Origin of the sequence: Sphingomonas sp. PAMC 26621 (assembly GCF_000251145.1) — a bacterium.
GTDB lineage: Bacteria > Pseudomonadota > Alphaproteobacteria > Sphingomonadales > Sphingomonadaceae > Sphingomonas.
Genome location: NZ_AIDW01000012.1, coordinates 152,395 through 170,215 on the forward strand (window position 1 = coordinate 152,395; position 17,821 = coordinate 170,215).

General features: G+C 67.6%; 22 protein-coding genes. 16 read left to right on the forward strand and 6 right to left on the reverse strand.

Going from position 1 to position 17,821, the window contains the following annotated elements; all coding sequences use genetic code 11:
* Window positions 1–14 precede the first annotated feature (14 nt).
* The 3 genes from RI03_RS05890 to leuB all read left to right on the forward strand — a co-directional run bounded on the left by RI03_RS05890 (window position 15) and on the right by leuB (window position 2,917).
* Window positions 15–959 carry a polysaccharide deacetylase family protein gene (locus RI03_RS05890; protein WP_010215880.1) on the forward strand — a complete coding sequence of 315 codons (945 nt, stop codon included), beginning with the start codon at window positions 15–17 and terminating at the stop codon, window positions 957–959.
* A 226-nt stretch (window positions 960–1,185) separates the two neighbouring features.
* A complete protein-coding gene (gene recO / locus RI03_RS05895; protein WP_010215882.1) occupies window positions 1,186–1,812 on the forward strand; it encodes a DNA repair protein RecO in 627 nt (208 codons plus the stop codon).
* A gap of 52 nt (window positions 1,813–1,864) precedes the next feature.
* Complete coding sequence (leuB, locus tag RI03_RS05900) at window positions 1,865–2,917, forward strand: 3-isopropylmalate dehydrogenase (RefSeq protein WP_010215884.1); 1,053 nt, start codon at window positions 1,865–1,867, stop codon at window positions 2,915–2,917.
* Between the two features lie 127 nt (window positions 2,918–3,044).
* Here leuB and RI03_RS05905 read toward each other — a convergent pair whose 3' ends face one another.
* Window positions 3,045–4,391 (reverse strand): NAD-dependent succinate-semialdehyde dehydrogenase, encoded by a 1,347-nt coding sequence (locus RI03_RS05905; RefSeq protein ID WP_010215886.1) that lies wholly within the window; start codon window positions 4,389–4,391, stop codon window positions 3,045–3,047.
* 108 nt (window positions 4,392–4,499) lie between these two features.
* Here RI03_RS05905 and RI03_RS05910 point away from each other — a divergent pair, with 108 nt between their 5' ends.
* The 10 genes from RI03_RS05910 (at window position 4,500) to RI03_RS05955 (ending at window position 12,091) form a co-directional block, all read left to right on the forward strand.
* Window positions 4,500–4,739: an exodeoxyribonuclease VII small subunit gene (locus RI03_RS05910; RefSeq protein WP_010162875.1), complete on the forward strand. Its 240-nt coding sequence runs from the start codon at window positions 4,500–4,502 to the stop codon at window positions 4,737–4,739.
* Window positions 4,740–4,743: 4 nt separating this feature from the next.
* A complete protein-coding gene (locus RI03_RS05915; RefSeq protein WP_010215888.1) occupies window positions 4,744–5,643 on the forward strand; it encodes a polyprenyl synthetase family protein in 900 nt (299 codons plus the stop codon).
* Window positions 5,640–6,164, forward strand: coding sequence for a pantetheine-phosphate adenylyltransferase (gene coaD, locus RI03_RS05920; RefSeq protein ID WP_010162878.1), 525 nt, complete (start codon window positions 5,640–5,642; stop codon window positions 6,162–6,164). The genes RI03_RS05915 and coaD overlap by 4 nt, the downstream gene beginning before the upstream one ends.
* Window positions 6,165–6,295: 131 nt before the next feature.
* A complete protein-coding gene (locus RI03_RS05925) occupies window positions 6,296–7,045 on the forward strand; it encodes a peptidylprolyl isomerase (protein WP_026046490.1) in 750 nt (249 codons plus the stop codon).
* A gap of 34 nt (window positions 7,046–7,079) precedes the next feature.
* On the forward strand, window positions 7,080–8,114 hold the full coding sequence (gene queA / locus RI03_RS05930; RefSeq protein ID WP_010215892.1) for a tRNA preQ1(34) S-adenosylmethionine ribosyltransferase-isomerase QueA: 1,035 nt from the start codon (window positions 7,080–7,082) through the stop codon (window positions 8,112–8,114).
* A gap of 2 nt (window positions 8,115–8,116) precedes the next feature.
* Window positions 8,117–8,617, forward strand: a complete 501-nt coding sequence (locus tag RI03_RS05935; RefSeq protein WP_010215894.1) for a calcium-binding protein — start codon at window positions 8,117–8,119, stop codon at window positions 8,615–8,617.
* Window positions 8,618–8,671: 54 nt separating this feature from the next.
* On the forward strand, window positions 8,672–9,331 hold the full coding sequence (locus RI03_RS05940) for an HAD hydrolase-like protein (RefSeq protein ID WP_010215896.1): 660 nt from the start codon (window positions 8,672–8,674) through the stop codon (window positions 9,329–9,331).
* Window positions 9,332–9,363: 32 nt separating this feature from the next.
* Window positions 9,364–10,455 carry an MBL fold metallo-hydrolase gene (locus RI03_RS05945; protein ID WP_010215897.1) on the forward strand — a complete coding sequence of 364 codons (1,092 nt, stop codon included), beginning with the start codon at window positions 9,364–9,366 and terminating at the stop codon, window positions 10,453–10,455.
* 47 nt (window positions 10,456–10,502) lie between these two features.
* A complete protein-coding gene (locus RI03_RS05950; RefSeq protein ID WP_010215899.1) occupies window positions 10,503–11,375 on the forward strand; it encodes a dienelactone hydrolase family protein in 873 nt (290 codons plus the stop codon).
* An 83-nt stretch (window positions 11,376–11,458) separates the two neighbouring features.
* Window positions 11,459–12,091, forward strand: coding sequence for a glutathione S-transferase family protein (locus RI03_RS05955; protein WP_010215901.1), 633 nt, complete (start codon window positions 11,459–11,461; stop codon window positions 12,089–12,091).
* A gap of 75 nt (window positions 12,092–12,166) precedes the next feature.
* Here the strand turns inward: RI03_RS05955 and RI03_RS22625 are convergent, their stop codons facing one another.
* The 5 genes from RI03_RS22625 to RI03_RS25075 all read right to left on the reverse strand — a co-directional run bounded on the left by RI03_RS22625 (window position 12,167) and on the right by RI03_RS25075 (window position 14,935).
* Complete coding sequence (locus RI03_RS22625; RefSeq protein WP_010215904.1) at window positions 12,167–12,388, reverse strand: DUF1289 domain-containing protein; 222 nt, start codon at window positions 12,386–12,388, stop codon at window positions 12,167–12,169.
* 10 nt (window positions 12,389–12,398) lie between these two features.
* On the reverse strand, window positions 12,399–13,877 hold the full coding sequence (locus RI03_RS05960; protein WP_010215906.1) for a DEAD/DEAH box helicase: 1,479 nt from the start codon (window positions 13,875–13,877) through the stop codon (window positions 12,399–12,401).
* 100 nt (window positions 13,878–13,977) lie between these two features.
* Window positions 13,978–14,436: a hypothetical protein gene (locus tag RI03_RS05965; protein ID WP_238542288.1), complete on the reverse strand. Its 459-nt coding sequence runs from the start codon at window positions 14,434–14,436 to the stop codon at window positions 13,978–13,980.
* A gap of 94 nt (window positions 14,437–14,530) precedes the next feature.
* Complete coding sequence (locus RI03_RS24010) at window positions 14,531–14,674, reverse strand: hypothetical protein (protein WP_157136909.1); 144 nt, start codon at window positions 14,672–14,674, stop codon at window positions 14,531–14,533.
* Between the two features lie 132 nt (window positions 14,675–14,806).
* Window positions 14,807–14,935 carry a hypothetical protein gene (locus tag RI03_RS25075; protein WP_274517555.1) on the reverse strand — a complete coding sequence of 43 codons (129 nt, stop codon included), beginning with the start codon at window positions 14,933–14,935 and terminating at the stop codon, window positions 14,807–14,809.
* 337 nt (window positions 14,936–15,272) lie between these two features.
* Between RI03_RS25075 and RI03_RS05970 the strand changes: the two genes are divergently transcribed.
* The 3 genes from RI03_RS05970 to RI03_RS05980 are packed head-to-tail and all read left to right on the forward strand — an operon-like array spanning window position 15,273 to window position 17,819.
* Entirely contained in the window at window positions 15,273–16,097 is an 825-nt protein-coding gene (locus RI03_RS05970) for an ABC transporter substrate-binding protein (RefSeq protein WP_010215909.1), read from the forward strand.
* Complete coding sequence (locus RI03_RS05975; RefSeq protein ID WP_026046491.1) at window positions 16,094–17,056, forward strand: FecCD family ABC transporter permease; 963 nt, start codon at window positions 16,094–16,096, stop codon at window positions 17,054–17,056. The genes RI03_RS05970 and RI03_RS05975 overlap by 4 nt, the downstream gene beginning before the upstream one ends.
* 40 nt (window positions 17,057–17,096) lie before the next feature.
* Window positions 17,097–17,819: an ABC transporter ATP-binding protein gene (locus RI03_RS05980; RefSeq protein ID WP_443208548.1), complete on the forward strand. Its 723-nt coding sequence runs from the start codon at window positions 17,097–17,099 to the stop codon at window positions 17,817–17,819.
* Window positions 17,820–17,821 lie beyond the last annotated feature (2 nt).

The window sequence follows — 17,821 nt, forward strand, 5'->3', positions numbered from 1 at the left end:
GGGTGAGTGTCCCCGTGTTCCTGACCGTCGATACCGAGCTGATGTGGCGGCATCACGCTGCGCGCTTGCCGACCGAGGCGCTGTTCGCGCGATCGATCGAACCCGCCGGGGTCGGCATTTCGTACAAGCTGGCGGTGCTGAAGCGCTTCGGATTGAAGGCGTGCTTCTTCGTAGATCCGATGCCTGCGCTGGTGTTCGGCCTCGGGCATATCCGCCGGATCGTCGAGACGATCCTCGCGGCGGGGCAGGAGGTGCAGCTCCATCTCCACCCCAATTGGTCGGGCGCGGCGGCGGACGATGGCGGTGCGCGCTACAGCCGGTTCCAGATGGTCGAATACTCGCTGGCGGATCAATCCGACCTGATCGCGGGCGCGATCGATCTCCTGATGGCGGCGGGGGCACCGCGGCCGGTGGCGTTTCGCGCCGGCTCCTATGCGGCGAACGACGATACGCTGCGCGCGCTGGTGCAGCACGGGATCGCCTATGACAGCAGCCACAATGGCAGCGAACATCCGTGGCCGAGCCAGATCTACCTGCCGATCCGCCAGATATCGCCGGTCGCGCGGCTCGGGCTGGTCGAGGTTCCGGTGACGCTGATCGAGGAGCGGCCCGGGCATCTGCGCAATTTCCAGATCTGCGCGCTGTCGCTCGGCGAGATGCGCGCCGCGCTCGACCACGCGCACGACCGCGACCATGCCGCGGTGACGATCGTGACGCACGGGTTCGAGCTCGCCAACCGATCGGGGGTTGCGCCGAATGCGGTGCATGTCCGGCGGTTCGACGGCCTGTGCGCGGAGTTGGCCGAGCGGGCCGGGACGATGCCGACACAGCATTTTGCCAACATGCCGGTGCTGCGCACGGGGCATTCGGACACGCCGCTGTCGCCGGACCCGCTGCGCACGCGGTGGCGGCAGGCGGAGCAATTGTGGTCGAACCTGGTGGCGGAGCGCGTGGGGTGAGGCGCGTCGGGTAGGTCCCTTTTTCGTTGTCGCGCTTCCCCGGCGAAGGCCGGGGCCCAGTAGTGAGGCAGGAGAATGCAACCGCTGCGCGAAGTTGGCATGACCTGCTCTACTGGGCCCCGGCCTTCGCCGGGGAAGCGGTAGAAGGGTGGGTGCCGCGCGCTCCATTGTCGACCACCCAATCCCTGCCGTTCCATGATAGCGGACCACGCGCTACACCCCCGCGATGCACCTGCGCACCCAAGCCCTGATCCTCGGCGTCCGCCACCACGGCGAGCATGGCGCGATCGTCCGTGCGCTCACCCCGGATGACGGCCTGCAGGCTGGTTATGTGCGCGGCGGGCGGTCGAGCCGGATCCGGCCGATCCTGCAACCCGCCAATCGCGTCATGGGCGAATGGCGCGCGCGGACCGACGACCAGCTTGCCAGCCTGACGGTCGAACTCGTCACCAGCCGCGCGCCGCTTTACGCGGAGCCGCTCCCCGCGCTCGCGCTCGAGTGGGTCACCGCGCTGACGGCGGCGGCATTGCCCGAGGCCTTGCCCTATCCGCGGATCTATCTCGCGCTCGACGCGGTAATCGAAACGATTGCGCTTGCGCCCGCCGCGCGCGGCTGGGCGCTGACGCTCGCGCGCTACGAACAGTTGCTGCTCGCCGAGCTCGGCTATGGCCTTGACGACGACGCGCTGCCAACTGCGCTGACCGATCCCGATGCCAGGGAATGGCCCGAAATCCTCGCCGCGCTGCGCATTCTGGGGGAAGCGCTGGGCGCGCAAATCCTGGTCGACCGGCGCGCCGTCGCGCTCGAGGCACGCGCCCGGCTGGTCGATCGGCTCAAAAGGGCGGTTGCGTGATGCGCCAAGGCTCGGCATGGCCGCGCCTTCGAAACACGGATCGGGACGGACCATGGCACTGATCGCAATCCTCGCCGGAGACGGCATCGGCCCAGAAGTCACGCACGAGGCGCGCCGCGTGCTCGAGGCGCTCGGGCTCGACCTCACGTTCGAGGACGGCCTGGTCGGCGGTGCCGCCTATCGCAAGACCAGCCATCCGCTCCCGCCCGAGACGCTCGACCTCGCGCATCGTGCCGACGCGATCCTGTTCGGCGCGGTCGGCGATCCCGACATGGACGGGCTGGAACGGTCGGTGCGGCCCGAGCAGGCGATCCTGGGCCTGCGCAAGGAACTCGGCCTGTTCGCCAACATCCGGCCTGCGACGATGCTGCCGGGGCTCGAGGATTCGTCCGCGCTGCGCCCCGAAATCGCCCGCGCGATCGACATGGTGATCGTCCGCGAGCTGACCGGCGACGTTTATTTCGGCGAAAAGAGCCGTGGCTTTACGCACACTGGCCTCCGCGAGGCGCATGACATGATGCGCTACGACGAGGTCGAGATCGCGCGGATCGTGCGGGTCGGGTTCGAGATGGCGGCGCGGCGCAGCCGGAAGCTGACGTCGGTCGACAAGGCGAACGTCCTCGAGACGTCGCAGCTATGGCGCGAGATCGTCAACGAGATCGCGCGCGACTATGCGGAGGTCAAGCTGACGCACATGTATGTCGACAATGCCGCGATGCAGCTGGTGCGCAACCCCGGCGCGTTCGACGTGATCGTGACGAGCAACCTGTTCGGCGACATCCTGTCCGATCAGGCGAGCATGTGCGTCGGGTCGATCGGCATGCTGCCCTCGGCGTCGCTTAATGACTGGCAGGGATCGTGCGGGCTGTACGAGCCGATCCACGGATCGGCGCCGGACATTGCGGGGCAGGGCAAGGCGAACCCGTGTGCGGCGATCCTGTCGGCGGCGCTGCTGCTGCGGCATTCGCTGTCGGATTACGCTTCGGCGGAGCGGATCGAGAATGCGGTGAAGGCTGCGATCGCTGGTGGTGCGCGGACGGTGGATCTGGGCGGCGCGCTGACGACCGCGCAAATGGGGGATGCGGTGCTCGCGGCGCTGAAGTGACCACTTCCTGAAGCCCCTCCCCTTCAGGGGAGGGGTTGGGGGTGGGGCAGTGTCTCACCGAGAACTCGCTCTGCTGGACTTCCCCACCCCAACCCCTCCCCTGAAGGGGAGGGGCTTCAGGTAAGAATTACCCGATCACGGTCTTCAGGTTCATGAACTCATGCAACCCGTACGGCCCGAGCTCGCGCCCGTGGCCCGAGCGCTTCACGCCACCGAACGGCGCTTCCGGCGACGACGCGAGCATCGCGTTGACCGCGATCATCCCCGCCTCGATATCGCGCTCGAACCGCGCGCGTTCGTCCGCATTGTTCGTCCACACCGACGAGCCGAGCCCGAACGGCACCGCATTGGCCAGCGCGATCGCCGAATCGAGATCGTCCGCCTTGAACAGCATCGCGATCGGCCCGAACAGTTCCTCATGCGCGACCGCATCGTCGAGCGGGACGTCGACCAGGATCCCTGCGGACATATACGCCCCCTTGCCGGGAAGCGCCTCGCCGCCGAACAGCAGCTTGGCACCCGCCTGTTCGAACAGCTTCAACTGGCCGAGCACGGTCTGACGCTGCTCCTCGCTCGACAGCGGGCCCATCGTGCTGTCGGCATCGAGCGGGTCGCCCGCGACCACCGCCTGCATCCCCGCCGAGAACTTCTCGAGGAACGTGTCGTAGATATCGGCATGGACGATCATCCGCTTGGCGCAGATGCACGACTGGCCGGTGTTCTGCACCCGCGCGGTCACCGCCTGCTTGACCGCCTCGTCGAGGTCCGCCGAGGGCATCACGATGAACGGATCGGACCCGCCGAGTTCGAGCACGACCTTCTTGAGCGCGCGCCCCGCCGCCTCGGCAACCTTCATGCCAGCGCCTTCGCTCCCGGTCAGCGTCACCGCGACGATCCGGTCGTCGGCGATCAGCGCGGCGACCTTGTCCGACTTGATCGCGAGGTTCTGGAACAACCCAGCCGGGCCGCCCGCCGCGATCACCATCTCCTCGAGCGCAGCGCCGCAGCCCTGGACGTTCGACGCATGCTTGAGCAGCCCGACGTTCCCCGCGAGGATCGTCGGCGCCATGAAGCGCACCACCTGCCAGTACGGGAAGTTCCACGGCATCACCGCGAGCACCGGACCCATCGGATGCCACGTCGCGGTCGCGTTCGGGAAGGCGCGGGGTTCGAGCATCGCAGGGCCCTCCTGCGCATAGTGACGGAAGGCGGCGGCGCATTTCTCGACCTCGGACAGCGCGGAGGCGAGCGTCTTGCCCATTTCGCGCGTCGCGATCTCCGCGAGCCGGTGCGCATTGGCATCGAACTGCTCGGCGATCTTCTCGAGCAGCGCGGCGCGCGTCGCAACATCGGTCAGCCGCCACTCGCGGAACGTCGCTTCGGCGCGCGCCACCTTGGTCTCGATCTCGTCCCCGGTCAGCTCGGGATAGCTCTCACCGGGGGCTCCGGTGGCGGGGTTGATACTGGTAAACATGGAAATCGCTCCTGCGGGGAAGCCCAGAGATGGGATTGCGACCATCAAACGCAAAGTCTTGGCGACGTATCCTTGACCCCCGTCGCATGCCTGCCGCATAGGTTGCTCATGGATATACCGATCGAAGAGCTGACGTTCGAAGCGGCGTTGAAGGAACTGGAGGGGATCGTGTCGAGGCTCGAAAGCGGCGACGCGCCGCTGGATCAGGCGATCGCGCTCTACGAACGTGGCGACAAGCTGCGGCGTCGCTGCGACGACCGTCTCAATGCGGCGCAGGCACGGATCGAGGCGATCCGGACCGACAGCGAGGGGCGGGCCATCGGCACGCAGCCCTTTGCGGCAGTCTGACCCGATGAGCATCGCGCCTTTGTCGCTCGCCGACGCCCTTGTCGACGTCGGCACCGACATCGATACCCGTCTCGATTCGCTGATCGCGATCCCCGATGATGCGCGGGCCCCGCTGTACCGCGCGATGCGCCACGCCGCGATCGGCGGGGGCAAGCGCCTGCGTCCGTTGCTGGTCGCGGCAACCGGGCGGCTGTTCGCGGTCGATCGCGATTGCGTGGGACGCGCGGGCATGGCGATCGAGTGCGTCCACGTTTATTCGCTGATCCACGACGATCTGCCCGCAATGGACAATGACGACATGCGGCGCGGCAAGCCGACCGTCCACAAGGCGTTCGACGAAGCAACCGCGATCCTCGCCGGCGATTGCCTCCACGCGCTCGCCTTCGAGATCCTCGCCGATCCCGCGACGCACGCCGACCCGTTCGTGCGCAGCGAGCTCGTGCTCGACCTCGCGCGCGCCGCTGGCCCGGCGGGGATGGCAGGCGGGCAGGCGATGGACCTCGAGGCGGAGAAATCGACCTTCGACCTGCCGACCGTCACCCGGTTGCAGGCGATGAAGACCGGCGCGCTGATTGCCTGTTCGGTCGAGGCGGGTGCGATCCTCGGCAAGCTGCCGTCGGAGGGGCGCACGGGGCTTCGCGGGTATGCGCGCGACCTCGGGCTTGCGTTCCAGATCGCCGACGACATCCTCGACGTCGAAGGCGACGAGGCGGCGGTCGGCAAGAAGTTGCACAAGGATGCGGGCGCGGGGAAGGAGACCTTCCTGTCGCTGCTCGGCCTGCCGCGGGCGCGCGAACAGGCACGGATGCTGGTCGACCAGGCGATCGACCATCTCAAGCATTACGGCTCCGAGGCCGACCTGCTCCGCGAAATCGCGCGCTTCACGCTCGAGCGCGATCGGTGACGATCCGCACCGGGGTCTATCCCGGCACGTTCGATCCGGTGACGCTCGGACACATGGACATCATCCGGCGCGGCGCGAAGCTGGTCGACCGGCTGGTCATCGGCGTGACGACCAACCCGTCCAAGTCGCCGATGTTCACGATCGACGAGCGGATGGCGATGGTCCAGCGCGAGGTCGAGGGGGTCGAGGGCGAGATCCACGTCGTCAGCTTCGATTCGCTGCTGATGGATTTCGCCGAGCGCGAGGGGGCGAAGGTCATCGTCCGCGGGCTGCGCGCGGTCGCCGACTTCGAATATGAGTATCAGATGGCCGGCATGAACCAGCAGATCAATCCGCGGGTCGAGACGGTTTTCCTGATGGCGGATGTCTCGCTCCAGCCGATCGCGAGCCGTCTGGTCAAGGAAATCGCGCTCTACGGCGGGCCGATCAACCGGTTCGTCACGCCTGCGGTCGCCGTTGAAGTGGCCGAGCGGGTCGACAAGATCGGGCGCAAGGGCGAGGCGCATCGCGCCAGGCCCTGAAATATGGGGCGGCCCTATTATGGTCGCTTTCCCCCGGCATCCACCACAGCACTGCCGCACCGACGTTCACGTTGGCGCAAGCGACGACTTGGTCTAAGCGACCTTCCACCGAGCTTTTCCGCGGGGACATGATGCGTTTCGTTGCCACCCTTCTTGCCTTCATCCTCGCGCTGGTTTCCGGCCCCGCCTTCGCCGCCAAGAAGGAGAAGGTCGAGGTCAAGGACGCCAAGGTCGTGACCAGCAACCGGCCGGCCGTACCGTCGGTGACCGACCCCGCGAACCTGTGGTATCTCGACCTGTCGACCGGTGGCCGAGTCGTCATCTGGCTGCGCCCCGATGCGGCGCCCAAGATGGTCGAGCGCGTCAAGCTGCTCACCAGCCAGCATTTTTATGATGGGCTGCTGTTCCACCGCGTGATCGAGGGATTCATGGCACAGACCGGCGACCCCAAGGGCGACGGCACCGGCGGCTCGACCCTTCCCAACGTTCCCGCCGAGTTCAACTGGCTGCCGCATGTGCGCGGCGCAGTGTCGGCGGCGCGTGAAGGCGCGGCCGAGGGCGCGACGGTCGAGGCCGTCACCAAAGCCGAGAACAGTGCGAACAGCCAGTTCTTCATCGTCTTCAACCCCACGATGAAGCTCGACAAGAAGTATACCGTGTTCGGTCGCGTGATCTCGGGGATGGAATATGTCGACGCGGTCGCGCGCGGCGAGCCGCCGACGGCCCCGTCGCGGATCCTCCACGCCTATCTCGGCACCGATAATCCACCTGCCTATGTCCCTGCGCCGCCGGCCCCCGTCGCGCTGCCGACGCCCGTGCCGACGCTGAAGCTCGCACCGCGCGCGAAGCCGGTCGCGGCCCCGCACAAGAAGGCGGCATAATCCGCCAGCGATTGCGGCGCGGAAGAGGAGCGTCATGAAGGTCGACCTGTTCGATTTCGCGCTACCGCCCGAGCGGATCGCGCTGCGGCCGGCCGTGCCCCGCGACAGCGCCCGGCTGCTGTTGCTCGACGGGGCCGACACGCGCGACCTGTCGGTCGCGGATCTGCCGGGGATGTTGCGGGCGGGCGATCTGCTCGTGTTCAACGACACCCGCGTGATCCCGGCGCAACTCGAGGGACGCCGGGGCGATTCGAAGATCGGCGCGACGCTCCACAAGCGCGAGGGGCCGCGCCGCTGGCGTGCGTTCATCCGCAATGCGCGGCGGCTCAAGCAGGACGACGCGATCGATTTCGGCGCGGGCGTGATCGCCCGTGCGCGTGACCGCGGCGATGACGGCAGCTTCGCGCTCGATTTCGAAGGCGACGAGCCGGTCGAACTCCTGCTCGAGCGCGCGGGGCGGATGCCACTCCCGCCCTATATCGCCGCGCGCCGCCCCGCCGACGCGCAGGACCAGGACGACTATCAGACGATGTTCGCGGCGGAGAAAGGCGCGGTCGCCGCACCGACCGCCGCGCTCCACTTCACGCCCGAGCTGCTCGCACGACTTGCGGCGGCGGGGGTCGATCACGCCACGCTGACGCTGCATGTCGGCGCGGGGACGTTCCTGCCGGTCAAGGCGGACGACACCACGCGGCACCGGATGCACGCCGAATGGGGTCGGATCGACGCCGCCACCGCCGACCGGCTCAACGCGGTCCGCGCGAACGGCGGGCGGGTGATCGCGGTCGGCACGACCAGCCTGCGCCTGATCGAGAGCGCCGCCGATGCATCCGGGCAGATCCGCGCGTTCGAGGGGGACACCGCGATCTTCATCACGCCCGGGTATCGGTTCAAGGGAATCGACGGGTTGATGACCAATTTCCATCTTCCCCGCTCGACGCTGTTCATGCTCGTCAGCGCGCTGATGGGGATCGAGCGGATGCAGGCCGCTTACGCACACGCGATAGAAGACGGGTATCGTTTCTACAGCTATGGCGATGCCAGTCTGCTGCTGCCGTCGAAGGACTGAGAATGCGTCTGGTCGTTGCCGCGATATTGGGATTGGGCGTCCTCGCCGGGGGAAGCGCCGGCGCGCAGACCGCGCCGCCCGCCATCGCCGCGCCGGTCGCGCCTGCGCAACCCACCGCGACGATCGTCGCCGAACCCGCCGCCCTGTTCATCGCCGCCTGCGACCAGAATGGCGACGGCCGAACCACCCGCGCCGAGCTCGATGCGTGCGTCGCGCGGAGCTTCGCGCGGATCGACACCGCAAACAGCGGGACGATCGGTTATATCGGCTACGCCGACTGGGCGCTGCTGTGGCTTGGCGATCGCAACGCGCTGCCGAGCCCGTTCGGAGTCGATGCCAACCAGGACAACCGCATTACGATGCTGGAATTGCAGGAGGAGTTTGGCCGACTGTTCGCGCGGTTCGATCTCGACCGCGACGGCATGGTCACCCGCGCCGAGTTGCTGACGATCCGCAGCGGATTACGCCCGGTGGACACGGGCAAGCGGAAGCGTAAACCGTAACGAACGGGAGGCGGTGCTCCCGGACGTCGTCAGCCATCGCAGGAGCACGGCATCATGGGGGATCCGCGCTATCGTCTGGTGATCTTCGATTTCGACGGGACGCTGGCGGATAGCGGCGACTGGTTCCTGTCGACGGTCGATCATCTCGCCGACCGGTTCAAGTTCCGCCGGGTGTCCGCGGACGAGGTCGAGTCCTTGCGCGGGAAGAGCACGCGCGAGGTGATCCGCCTGCTCGGCATCCCGCGCTGGAAGCTCCCGGCGATGGCGCGCTATCTTCATGCTTTGCTGGCGCAGCAGACCGACCGGATCGCGTTGTTCGACGGGATCGTTCCGTTGCTGGACGAATTGCGCGACGGCGGCGTACGGCTGGCGCTCGTCACGTCCAACGCCGAGCATAATGCCCGCGCGATCCTCGGCCCGACGGTGGCGGCGTTCGACTGGCTCGAATGCGGCGCATCGCTGTTCGGCAAGGCGCGCTGCTATCGTCGTGTCTTGCGGCGGAGCGGGATGCTGCGCGGCGAGGTGCTGTCGATCGGCGACGAGACGCGCGATATCGTCGCGGCGCGCAAGGTCGGGATCGTCGCGGGGTCGGTCCTGTGGGGCTATGCGCGCCCCGACGCGCTGCTGGCCATGCGGCCGGATCTCGCGTTCGAGACCCCGGCACAGATTGCGGCGCTGGTGCTCGGCGGAACCGTGGTCGCACATAGCGCGTGACTTCGCGCTTATCGCGTTGTTACTTGCAACTTATGTCCGATGCGCCCGACGCCGCCCTGCTGGAGCAGGCCCCCGAACCGACCACCCACAAGGGGCTCGTCTACCCGTTCGGCGGTCGCGAACCCGCGCCGGGGACCGCCATGCCGGTTGCCGCGGGGATCCGATGGGTCCGGCTGCACATTCCGGGACCGCTGCGGCACGTCAATTGCTGGCTGCTCGACGATACCGATCCGCGCGGCGATGGCGTGGCGCTGATCGACACCGGCATGAACACGACCGACGCGCGCGATGCATGGAAGACGCTGTGGCGCGGCGAACTGTCGGGCGTGCGCGTGACGCGGATGATCGGCACGCATTTCCACCCCGATCATATCGGGCTTGCCGGGTGGATGTGCGACCGGCACGCCGCGCCGCTGGTGATGACGCGCGGTGAATGGCTGACCGCGCGGATGCTGATCGCGGATGCGCGCGATGCGGTGCCCGAGGAGATGCTTGCCTTCTGGCGTGGGGCAGGGTGGGACGAGGCGCAGATCGCGCACGCCGAGGCGCGCGGCTGGGCGGGGTTCCGTCGGATCGTGACGCCGCTGCCGCTCGGCTATACCCGCATCGCGCATGGCGACACGCTCACGATTGGTGGCGTCGCGTGGCAGGTCGTGGTCGGATCGGGGCACAGTCCGGAACATGCCTGCCTGTATGACCCGATCGGCAAGGTGTTGATCGCGGGGGACCAGGTGCTTCCGCGGATCAGCCCCAACGTTTCGCTCGGCGTGACCGAACCCGAGGCGGACCCGCTGGGGGAATGGTTCGAATCGATCGCGCGACTCAGGCAGTTGCCCGACGACCTGCTCGTGCTGCCGGGACATGGCGACCCGTTCACGGGGCTGCACCCGCGGCTCGACGCGATGGACCGCGAGCATCGGGAGCGGCTCGACGAGCTCCACGCCTTCCTCGCCGAACCGCGGCGCGCGATCGATTGTTTCGGGCGGCTGTTCCGGCGCGCGATCGGGCCGGACATGCTCGGCATGGCGACGGGCGAGGCGCTCGCGCATCTGCGGCGGCTCGAGGTCGAACGGCGTGCGGTCCACGAAACGATCGACGGTGTCCGGTGGTATCGGGCAGCGTGATTCGCTAGCCTTGGTCAACGACTTCGGACGAATCAGGAGAGGCCATTATGTGCGACGAGCATACCGCAGCCGATAACGACGCGTTTCTCGGCGATGGCGCGATCTCGCGCCGACAGTTCGCCGCACTGGGCGGGGCGGCCGGGCTGGCGCTGCTGCTGCCCGCGCCTGCCAATGCCGCGCCGATCAAGGGCCGCGACGTGACCGTGAAGACCCCCGACGGCACCGCCGACGCCTATTTCGTCGCGCCTGCCACGGGCAAGCATCCGGCAGTGCTGATGTGGCCCGACATCATGGGGTTGCGCCCGGCGTTCCGGCAGATGGCGGACCGGCTTGCGCAATCGGGCTACGCCGTGCTCGTGGTCAATCAATTCTACCGTTCCACCAAGGCGCCGTTCCTCGCACCGGGCGAATCGTACGACCAGCCCGAAGTGCGCGCGAAGATCATGCCGTTCACCAAGGCGTTGAACCCGGCGGGAACGGTGCGCGATGCGACCGCGTTCGTCGCGTTCCTCGATGCGCAGCCACAGGTCGACCGCAAGCGCGGGATGGCGTCGAGCGGTTATTGCATGGGCGGCCCGATGGTGATGCGCACCGCGGCGGCCAACCCCGGCCGGATCAAGGCCGGCGCGACCTTCCACGGCGGCGGGCTCGTCGGCACCGAGGCGGATTCGCCCGACAAGCTCATCCCGCGGATGAAGGCATCGTATCTGATCGCGATCGCCGAGAATGACGACCAGCGCGCGCCGAGCGACAAGGACACGCTGCGCGCGGATTTTGCGGCGGCGAAACTGCCTGCCGAGATCGATGTCTATGCCGGGACCAAGCACGGCTGGTGCCCGCCCGACAGCCGCGTGTACGATGCGGCGCAGGCGGACAAGGCGTGGGGTCGGATGCTCACGCTGTTCGGGCGGACGCTCTAAACGATGCCGTAACGAAATCGCGTTGACCGCCTATCGCCGCCATGTTCTACTCCTGTTCTGATCTTCGAGTCGGGAGAAAAACCATGTCGGTCACGCTGTATACCAACCCGATGTCGCGCGGGCGGATCGCGCGGTGGATGCTCGAGGAAGTCGGGACGCCGTATGAGACGGTCGTGCTCGACTATGCCTCGGGCATGAAGGGCGAGCCGTTCCTAGCGATCAACCCGATGGGGAAGGTCCCGGCGATCGTCCATGACGGGCACGTCGTCGCGGAATGCGCCGCGATCTGCGCGTATCTCGCGGACGTGTTCCCCGAGGCCGGGCTCGCGCCGCCGCTGGCTGACCGGGCGGACTATTACCGCTGGCTGTTCTTCGCGGCGGGTCCGGTCGAACAGGCGGTGACCAACCGGTCGCTCGGCGTCACGACCAACGAGCCGCAGCAGCAACGGATGGCGGGCTATGGCACGTTCGACCTGACGATCGAGACGTTTGCCAAGGCGATCACGGTCAACCCATATTTTGGCGGGGACCGGTTCAGTGCGGTCGATGTCTATGCCGGATCGCAGGTGATCTGGGGGCTCCAGTTCGGGTCGATTCCAGCCAATGCGGTGTTCGAGGACTATGCGGCGCGGGTGAAGGACCGTCCGGCGTATCGTCGCGCGAGTGAAATCGACGACGCGTTGATTGCTGCGCCGGTGGCGGAGGCGGTGGAATAGAAACCTCCGGGGCCGGGGCGGGCAACACGGCTGTCACGCTGATCCCGATTACAATCAGCCGGTAAGTGTTACTCGTCAAAGGGCTCCCGGGTTTCCCTCTCCGGTACCGCTCAGCCGCTTCGCAAGCCCTGCCATTACCTCGGCACGCCACGTGTCCGTGCCTGTCGACCAGCGCACGATCTCATCCAGCGTGCGGCCGCAGCCGGTACACAGGGTGTTCGCGGGATCGATCCGGCACTGCGCCACGCAGGGGCTTACGATGGACGGGCCAGCGGCGCGGTCTGCGGGCCGATCCATCGAACGGGACTCAGTAGGTCAATCGCGCGTGCAGGAAGTCGGGGACGGGGCCGTTCCAACCATTGTCATCGGTGGAAACGGGATCTTCGCGGCGCTCCGGTCGAGCCGCGGGGGTAGGAGCAGGGGCAGGGGTGGCGGCTTCGACACGAGCGGGCGCGCGCTCGCGGCGGGGTGCGCGTTCCCTGCGCGTCGCGGGCGCGACGTCGACCGGAACGTCCTCCGGCTCGGCGGTATCGACCGTTGGCGCGTCGGGCTCGACGGCTGCCGTCTCGACCGACGGTCCGTCGGTCTTGGCCTTGCTCCGGGTCCGGCGCTTTTTCGGCGCGGTCGGGGTGGCCTCGGCAACCGGCGCTTCTTTCGCGACCGGCGCGGGATCGCCCGTGGTGTAGCGCTCGATCTTGAGCCCGGTCAGCTTTTCGATGTTCTGGATATTCTCGGCATCGTCCGGCGTCGCAAAGGTGAACGCGATTCCGGTCGCGCCCGCACGGCCGGTCCGACCGATCCGGTGGACGTAATCGTCGGGATGCCAGGGTGCATCGAAATTGAAGACGTGGCTGACGCCCTTGATGTCGATCCCGCGTGCGGCGACGTCGGACGCGACGAGGATCTTGACCTCGCCCTTCTTGAACCGGTCGAGCTCGGCGATCCGCTGCGACTGTTCCATGTCGCCATGGATTTCGCTCGAGGCGAAGCCCGCGCGCTGCAGCGCCTTGTTGAGCTCGCGCACGGTCGTCTTGCGGTTCGAGAAGATGATCCCGGTCTGCACGTCTTCCGAGCGCAACAGCTTCATCAGCGTGTCGCGCTTCTTGGCGGCGGTGACGGGGACGAGCCATTGCTTGATGTTGACGTTGGCGGTCGCGGGCCGCGCGACCTCGATCGTCTTGGGATTGTCGAGGAACTTGTCCGCGAGCTTCTTGATCGGCGGCGGCATCGTCGCAGAGAACAACAGCGTCTGCCGGGTCTTGGGCAACTTGGTGCAGATTTCCTCGATATCGGGGATGAACCCCATGTCGAGCATCCGGTCCGCCTCGTCGATCACCAGCATCGAACAGCCGGTCAGCAGGATCTTGCCGCGCCCGAACAGGTCCATCAGACGACCGGGGGTCGCGATCAGCACGTCAACGCCCTTTTCGAGCGCGGCGGTCTGGTCGCCCATCGACACGCCGCCGATCAGCAACGCCATCGAGAGCTTGTGATATTTGCCGTACTTTTCGAAGTTCTCCGCGACCTGCGCGGCGAGTTCGCGCGTCGGCTCGAGGATCAGCGAACGCGGCATCCGCGCGCGCGAACGGCCTTCGCCGAGAATGTCGATCATGGGCAGAACGAACGCGGCGGTCTTGCCGGTTCCGGTCTGTGCGACGGCGACGAGGTCCTTGCCCATCAGGATCGACGGGATCGCGCTCGCCTGGATCGGAGTCGGCTCGGTATAGCCGGACTCGTTGACGGCGCGCTGGAGTTCGTCGGAAAGGCCGAGATCGGCAAAGGTCATGCGGTGTCCGGAATGATCGTCCGGGCGAGAGCGCCCGTAAACGGCGTCAAGCGCTTGCGGATCGGGGCGCAATTGTCAAGATAAAGGGCACTTTTGACGGTCAGCGGCGTGCTTCCAGCCGCTTGAACCCGTCAATCCGGCACACACTGCCCGATCGTGCGCGGATCGAATCGCGGTCGGCGCACACCAGGCCGTCGCTGGTCTGCTTGAGATACAGGCCGGAATAGAAGTCGAGCGCGGGACATTGATCGTCGAGTTCGGCGCGCAGGCGGCTACCGTCCGCGATCAGCAAATCCACGCTGTCCGCGCCAGTGATGATCGCCCCTTCGAGCAGATCCGCGGAAATGCATTTCGGCCCCTTCTTCGCGGTCCAGCGGATGGCACGATCGCTCTGCAAGGGCTGCGTTGGATGACCGCCGAGGACGCGCGGGATCCGGATGATGATCCGCTGGTGGATCGTCATCTGTGCCAGTTCGAGACGATCGAACACCGGCACGTCTGCCGAAGCAGACGGCACGAGGGCGAGCATGAGGAAAAGGGGCAAGACGGCATTAGGCATGGGTAACGACTGCGTTACCCTACCGGATTGAACCGTTGCTGAACTGGCAGAAAAGCAAACGGGAATCCCTTATGATGGGCGCGTGCGACGATTATCAGATCGCGATGGCGACCAGCACGATAACTGCCCACATCAACAGGGAAATCAAGCCCGCAATCGCAACTCCGACTGCGGGTGAAACCGTCCGCTTGGCTGGAGCGCGGCCAAGGGGGGCAGACTGCTGCCATTCGATACGCATCCTCTACGCTCCTTTCCGACCCGTTAAGGCGTCTTGGGTAGTAATGGTTAATAAGATTAACGGACCTGACAAGCGTTTGTTCAGGCAGCGTACAGGCGCAGAACGGCCGTTTCATATTGCGTTGCGGGATAATCAGCGTCGGCGCGGCGCGTGCCAGCGCTCCCGCCCGATCCGCAGCGGTGTCGCGATCGTGTCGTCGGGATCGTCCAGTCCGGTGCCGGCGACCATGCGGCCCGGAAAGCCGCGGGTCCTCAAAACCATTCCCCGAAATCGTTTGCAGATCAAATTCCATCTTTCGTGCAACGTCTTACGCCCGAACTGCGCGTGAACGAACGCGCTCCGAAGCGGCAGTAAGGATGGTACCGGTACCGTTTCTGCCAGCTTCGAAATAGGGAGACCGGTTCTGGGGATAACGGCGGATGCGCGAGAGTATCGACATCACCGCTATCGTGCTCCGGGACGTTCGCAGGTGCGGCACTGCGCGCCGAAACTTTTTTAACCAATCACTGCCAGCCGTGCCGCCTACGTGACAGGATAACGGGGCCGCCGTACTTCGGGACAAACGAACGGAGTGCGAACGGCAAGATGACGGCGTCCAATGCGTGAAAGGCGGGGGATATACGCGGCGCTGTTGCTCGCGATTCTGCCGGCGGGATGCGCGGCCGCGCCGGACGCGCGCGCGATGCGGGATGGCATCGTCTCGACCAATCCGTGCGCGGATGCGATGCTGGTCGAGCTTGCGCCGGGGCGGTTGCGCGCGATCAGCGCCTATTCGCACGACCCGCGCGCGACCTCGCTGCCCCTCGCGGTCGCGCGACGGTACCCCGCAACGGCCGGGACCGCGGAGGAGGTCATTGCGCTCCACCCCGCTTTGGTCGTGACGTCGCGCTTCACGCCGCTGGCAACCCAGGCAGCCTATGCCCGCGCGGGGCTGAAGGTCCTGGTGCTCGACTCTCCCACGACTGTCGCCGCGAGCGAGGCGCAGATCCGGGTGCTGGCGAACGCGGTCGATGCTCCCGCGCGAGGGCGCGCAATGATCGCGCGGATCGACGCTGCGCTGGCGGCGGTGCCGCGCGCGGGGCCGCCGGTCGAGACATTGCTGTTTCTGGGCGGTACGCTTGCCAATGGTCCCGACACCTTGCTCGATGCCCTGATGCGACGTGCCGGCCTGTCGAACGCGGCGAGGCGCTACGGACTTGCGTACAGCGCCCCGGTCGCGCTGGAGACGATCGCCGCCGCGCCGCCACGGCTGATCCTGTCGCCGGAACGCTCGCGGGGTGCGGTGCTGCGCGACAAGGTGCTTGCTCGCATGGGGGCAAGGACCCGCGAAGCGGTCTTTCCCCGGGCGCTGGTCAATTGCGGCGGACCGACGATCGTTCCCGCGCTCGAACGGCTGGCCGCGATCCGGCGGCGGATCGCATGAGCCGGCGACATGCGTTGCTGGTCCTGCTGGTCGTGGCGGCCTTCGCGCTGTCGCTGAGCGCGGGGAAACTGTGGATCCCGCCGACGGCGTGGTTCGCGGGTGGGCGTGATGGGTCGATCCTGTTCGAGCTGCGGCTGCCGCGGGCGCTGCTCGGGCTCGGTATCGGCGCGATGCTCGGACTGTCGGGGGCGGTGTTGCAGGGCTATCTCCGCAATCCGCTCGCGGACCCCGCGGTCGTCGGCGTATCGTCCAGCGCGGCGCTCGGCGCGGTCGTGGCGATCGTGTTCGGGATCGCGGGAAGCCCGGTCCTCCTGTTCGTGTGCGCAATGGCGGCGGCCGGCATCGCAATGGCGTTACTCGCGGCGCTGACCTGGCGGCGCGCGAGCAGCGTGCAGTTCATCCTCGCCGGCACCGTCCTCGCGAGCCTTGCGGGCGCGCTGACCGCGTTCGTCATCTCGATCGCGCCCAATCCCTATGCGGTGGCGGAAGTGCTCGACTGGCTGATGGGCGCGCTGACCGATCGCGGGATGGCGGACGTGCAGATCGCCTTTCCCTTCCTCCTGCTTGGCGGTGGCCTGCTCGCGCTGACCGGTCGTGCGCTCGATGCGCTCGCGCTGGGGGAGGATACCGCGCAGTCGCTTGGGGTGCTGCTCGGGCGGGTGCAGGCGCTGGTGGTCGTCGGGACCGGGCTCGGTGTCGGCGCGTGTGTCGCGGCGACGGGGGTGGTCGGGTTCGTCGGGCTGATCGTGCCGCATGTCCTGCGTCCGTGGTTCGGCGCGCGGCCGTCCGCGCTGTTGCTGCCGAGCGCGCTCGGTGGAGCGGTGCTGGTGCTGGTGGCGGACAGCCTGTGCCGCCTCGCGCCGGGCGCGGGCGAAGTCCGGCTGGGGGTGGCGATGGCGATGATCGGCGCGCCGTTCTTCCTGTGGCTGCTGCTGCGCGGGCGCATGACGTGGAGCTGACCGTCGACCGCCTCGACGTGACCCTCGGCGACGTGCGGTACTGCGCGGGGTCGATGCGGTCTTACGGCCGGGGCGGATCACCGCGATCCTTGGCCCGAACGGTGCGGGGAAGAGCAGCCTGGTCAAGGCGATGGCGGCGCTGATCGTGCCGAGCGGCGGGACCGTCCGGCTGGGCGGGCGCGATGTCGCGGTCATCCCGCCGCGCGAGCGGGCGCGGTCGATCGGCTATCTCGCGCAGGATGGCCGGGTGCAGTGGGATGTTCCGGTCCGTGAGATCGTCGCGCTGGGGCGCCTGCCGTATCGCAGTCCGTTCGCCGCGCCGGGCGAAGCGGACCGCGCGGCGATCGCCGCCGCGCTGGACGCGACCGGCACGCGGCACCTTGCCGACCGCGGAATCGCGACGCTGTCGGGGGGCGAGCGCGCGCGCGTCCTGTTTGCGCGGACGCTCGCGGGAACCCCCGACTGGCTGCTCGCGGACGAACCGCTCGCCGCACTCGATCCGGCGCATCAGTTCGACATGCTCGACCGGTTTCGCGCGGTCGCCGACGCGGGGCGGGGGGTGGTGATCGTGCTGCACGATCTGATTCACGCCGGGCGGGTCGCGGATGATGTCCTGCTGTTGCGCGACGGTCACCTCGTGGCGCACGGGCCGGTGCGCGACACCATGACCGCACCACGGCTGCGCGCGGTGTTCGACATCGCGGTCTCGGTCGTGCCCGATGCGGACGGGCGCCCGCTGTGCATCCCGACCGGACGCGGCTGACG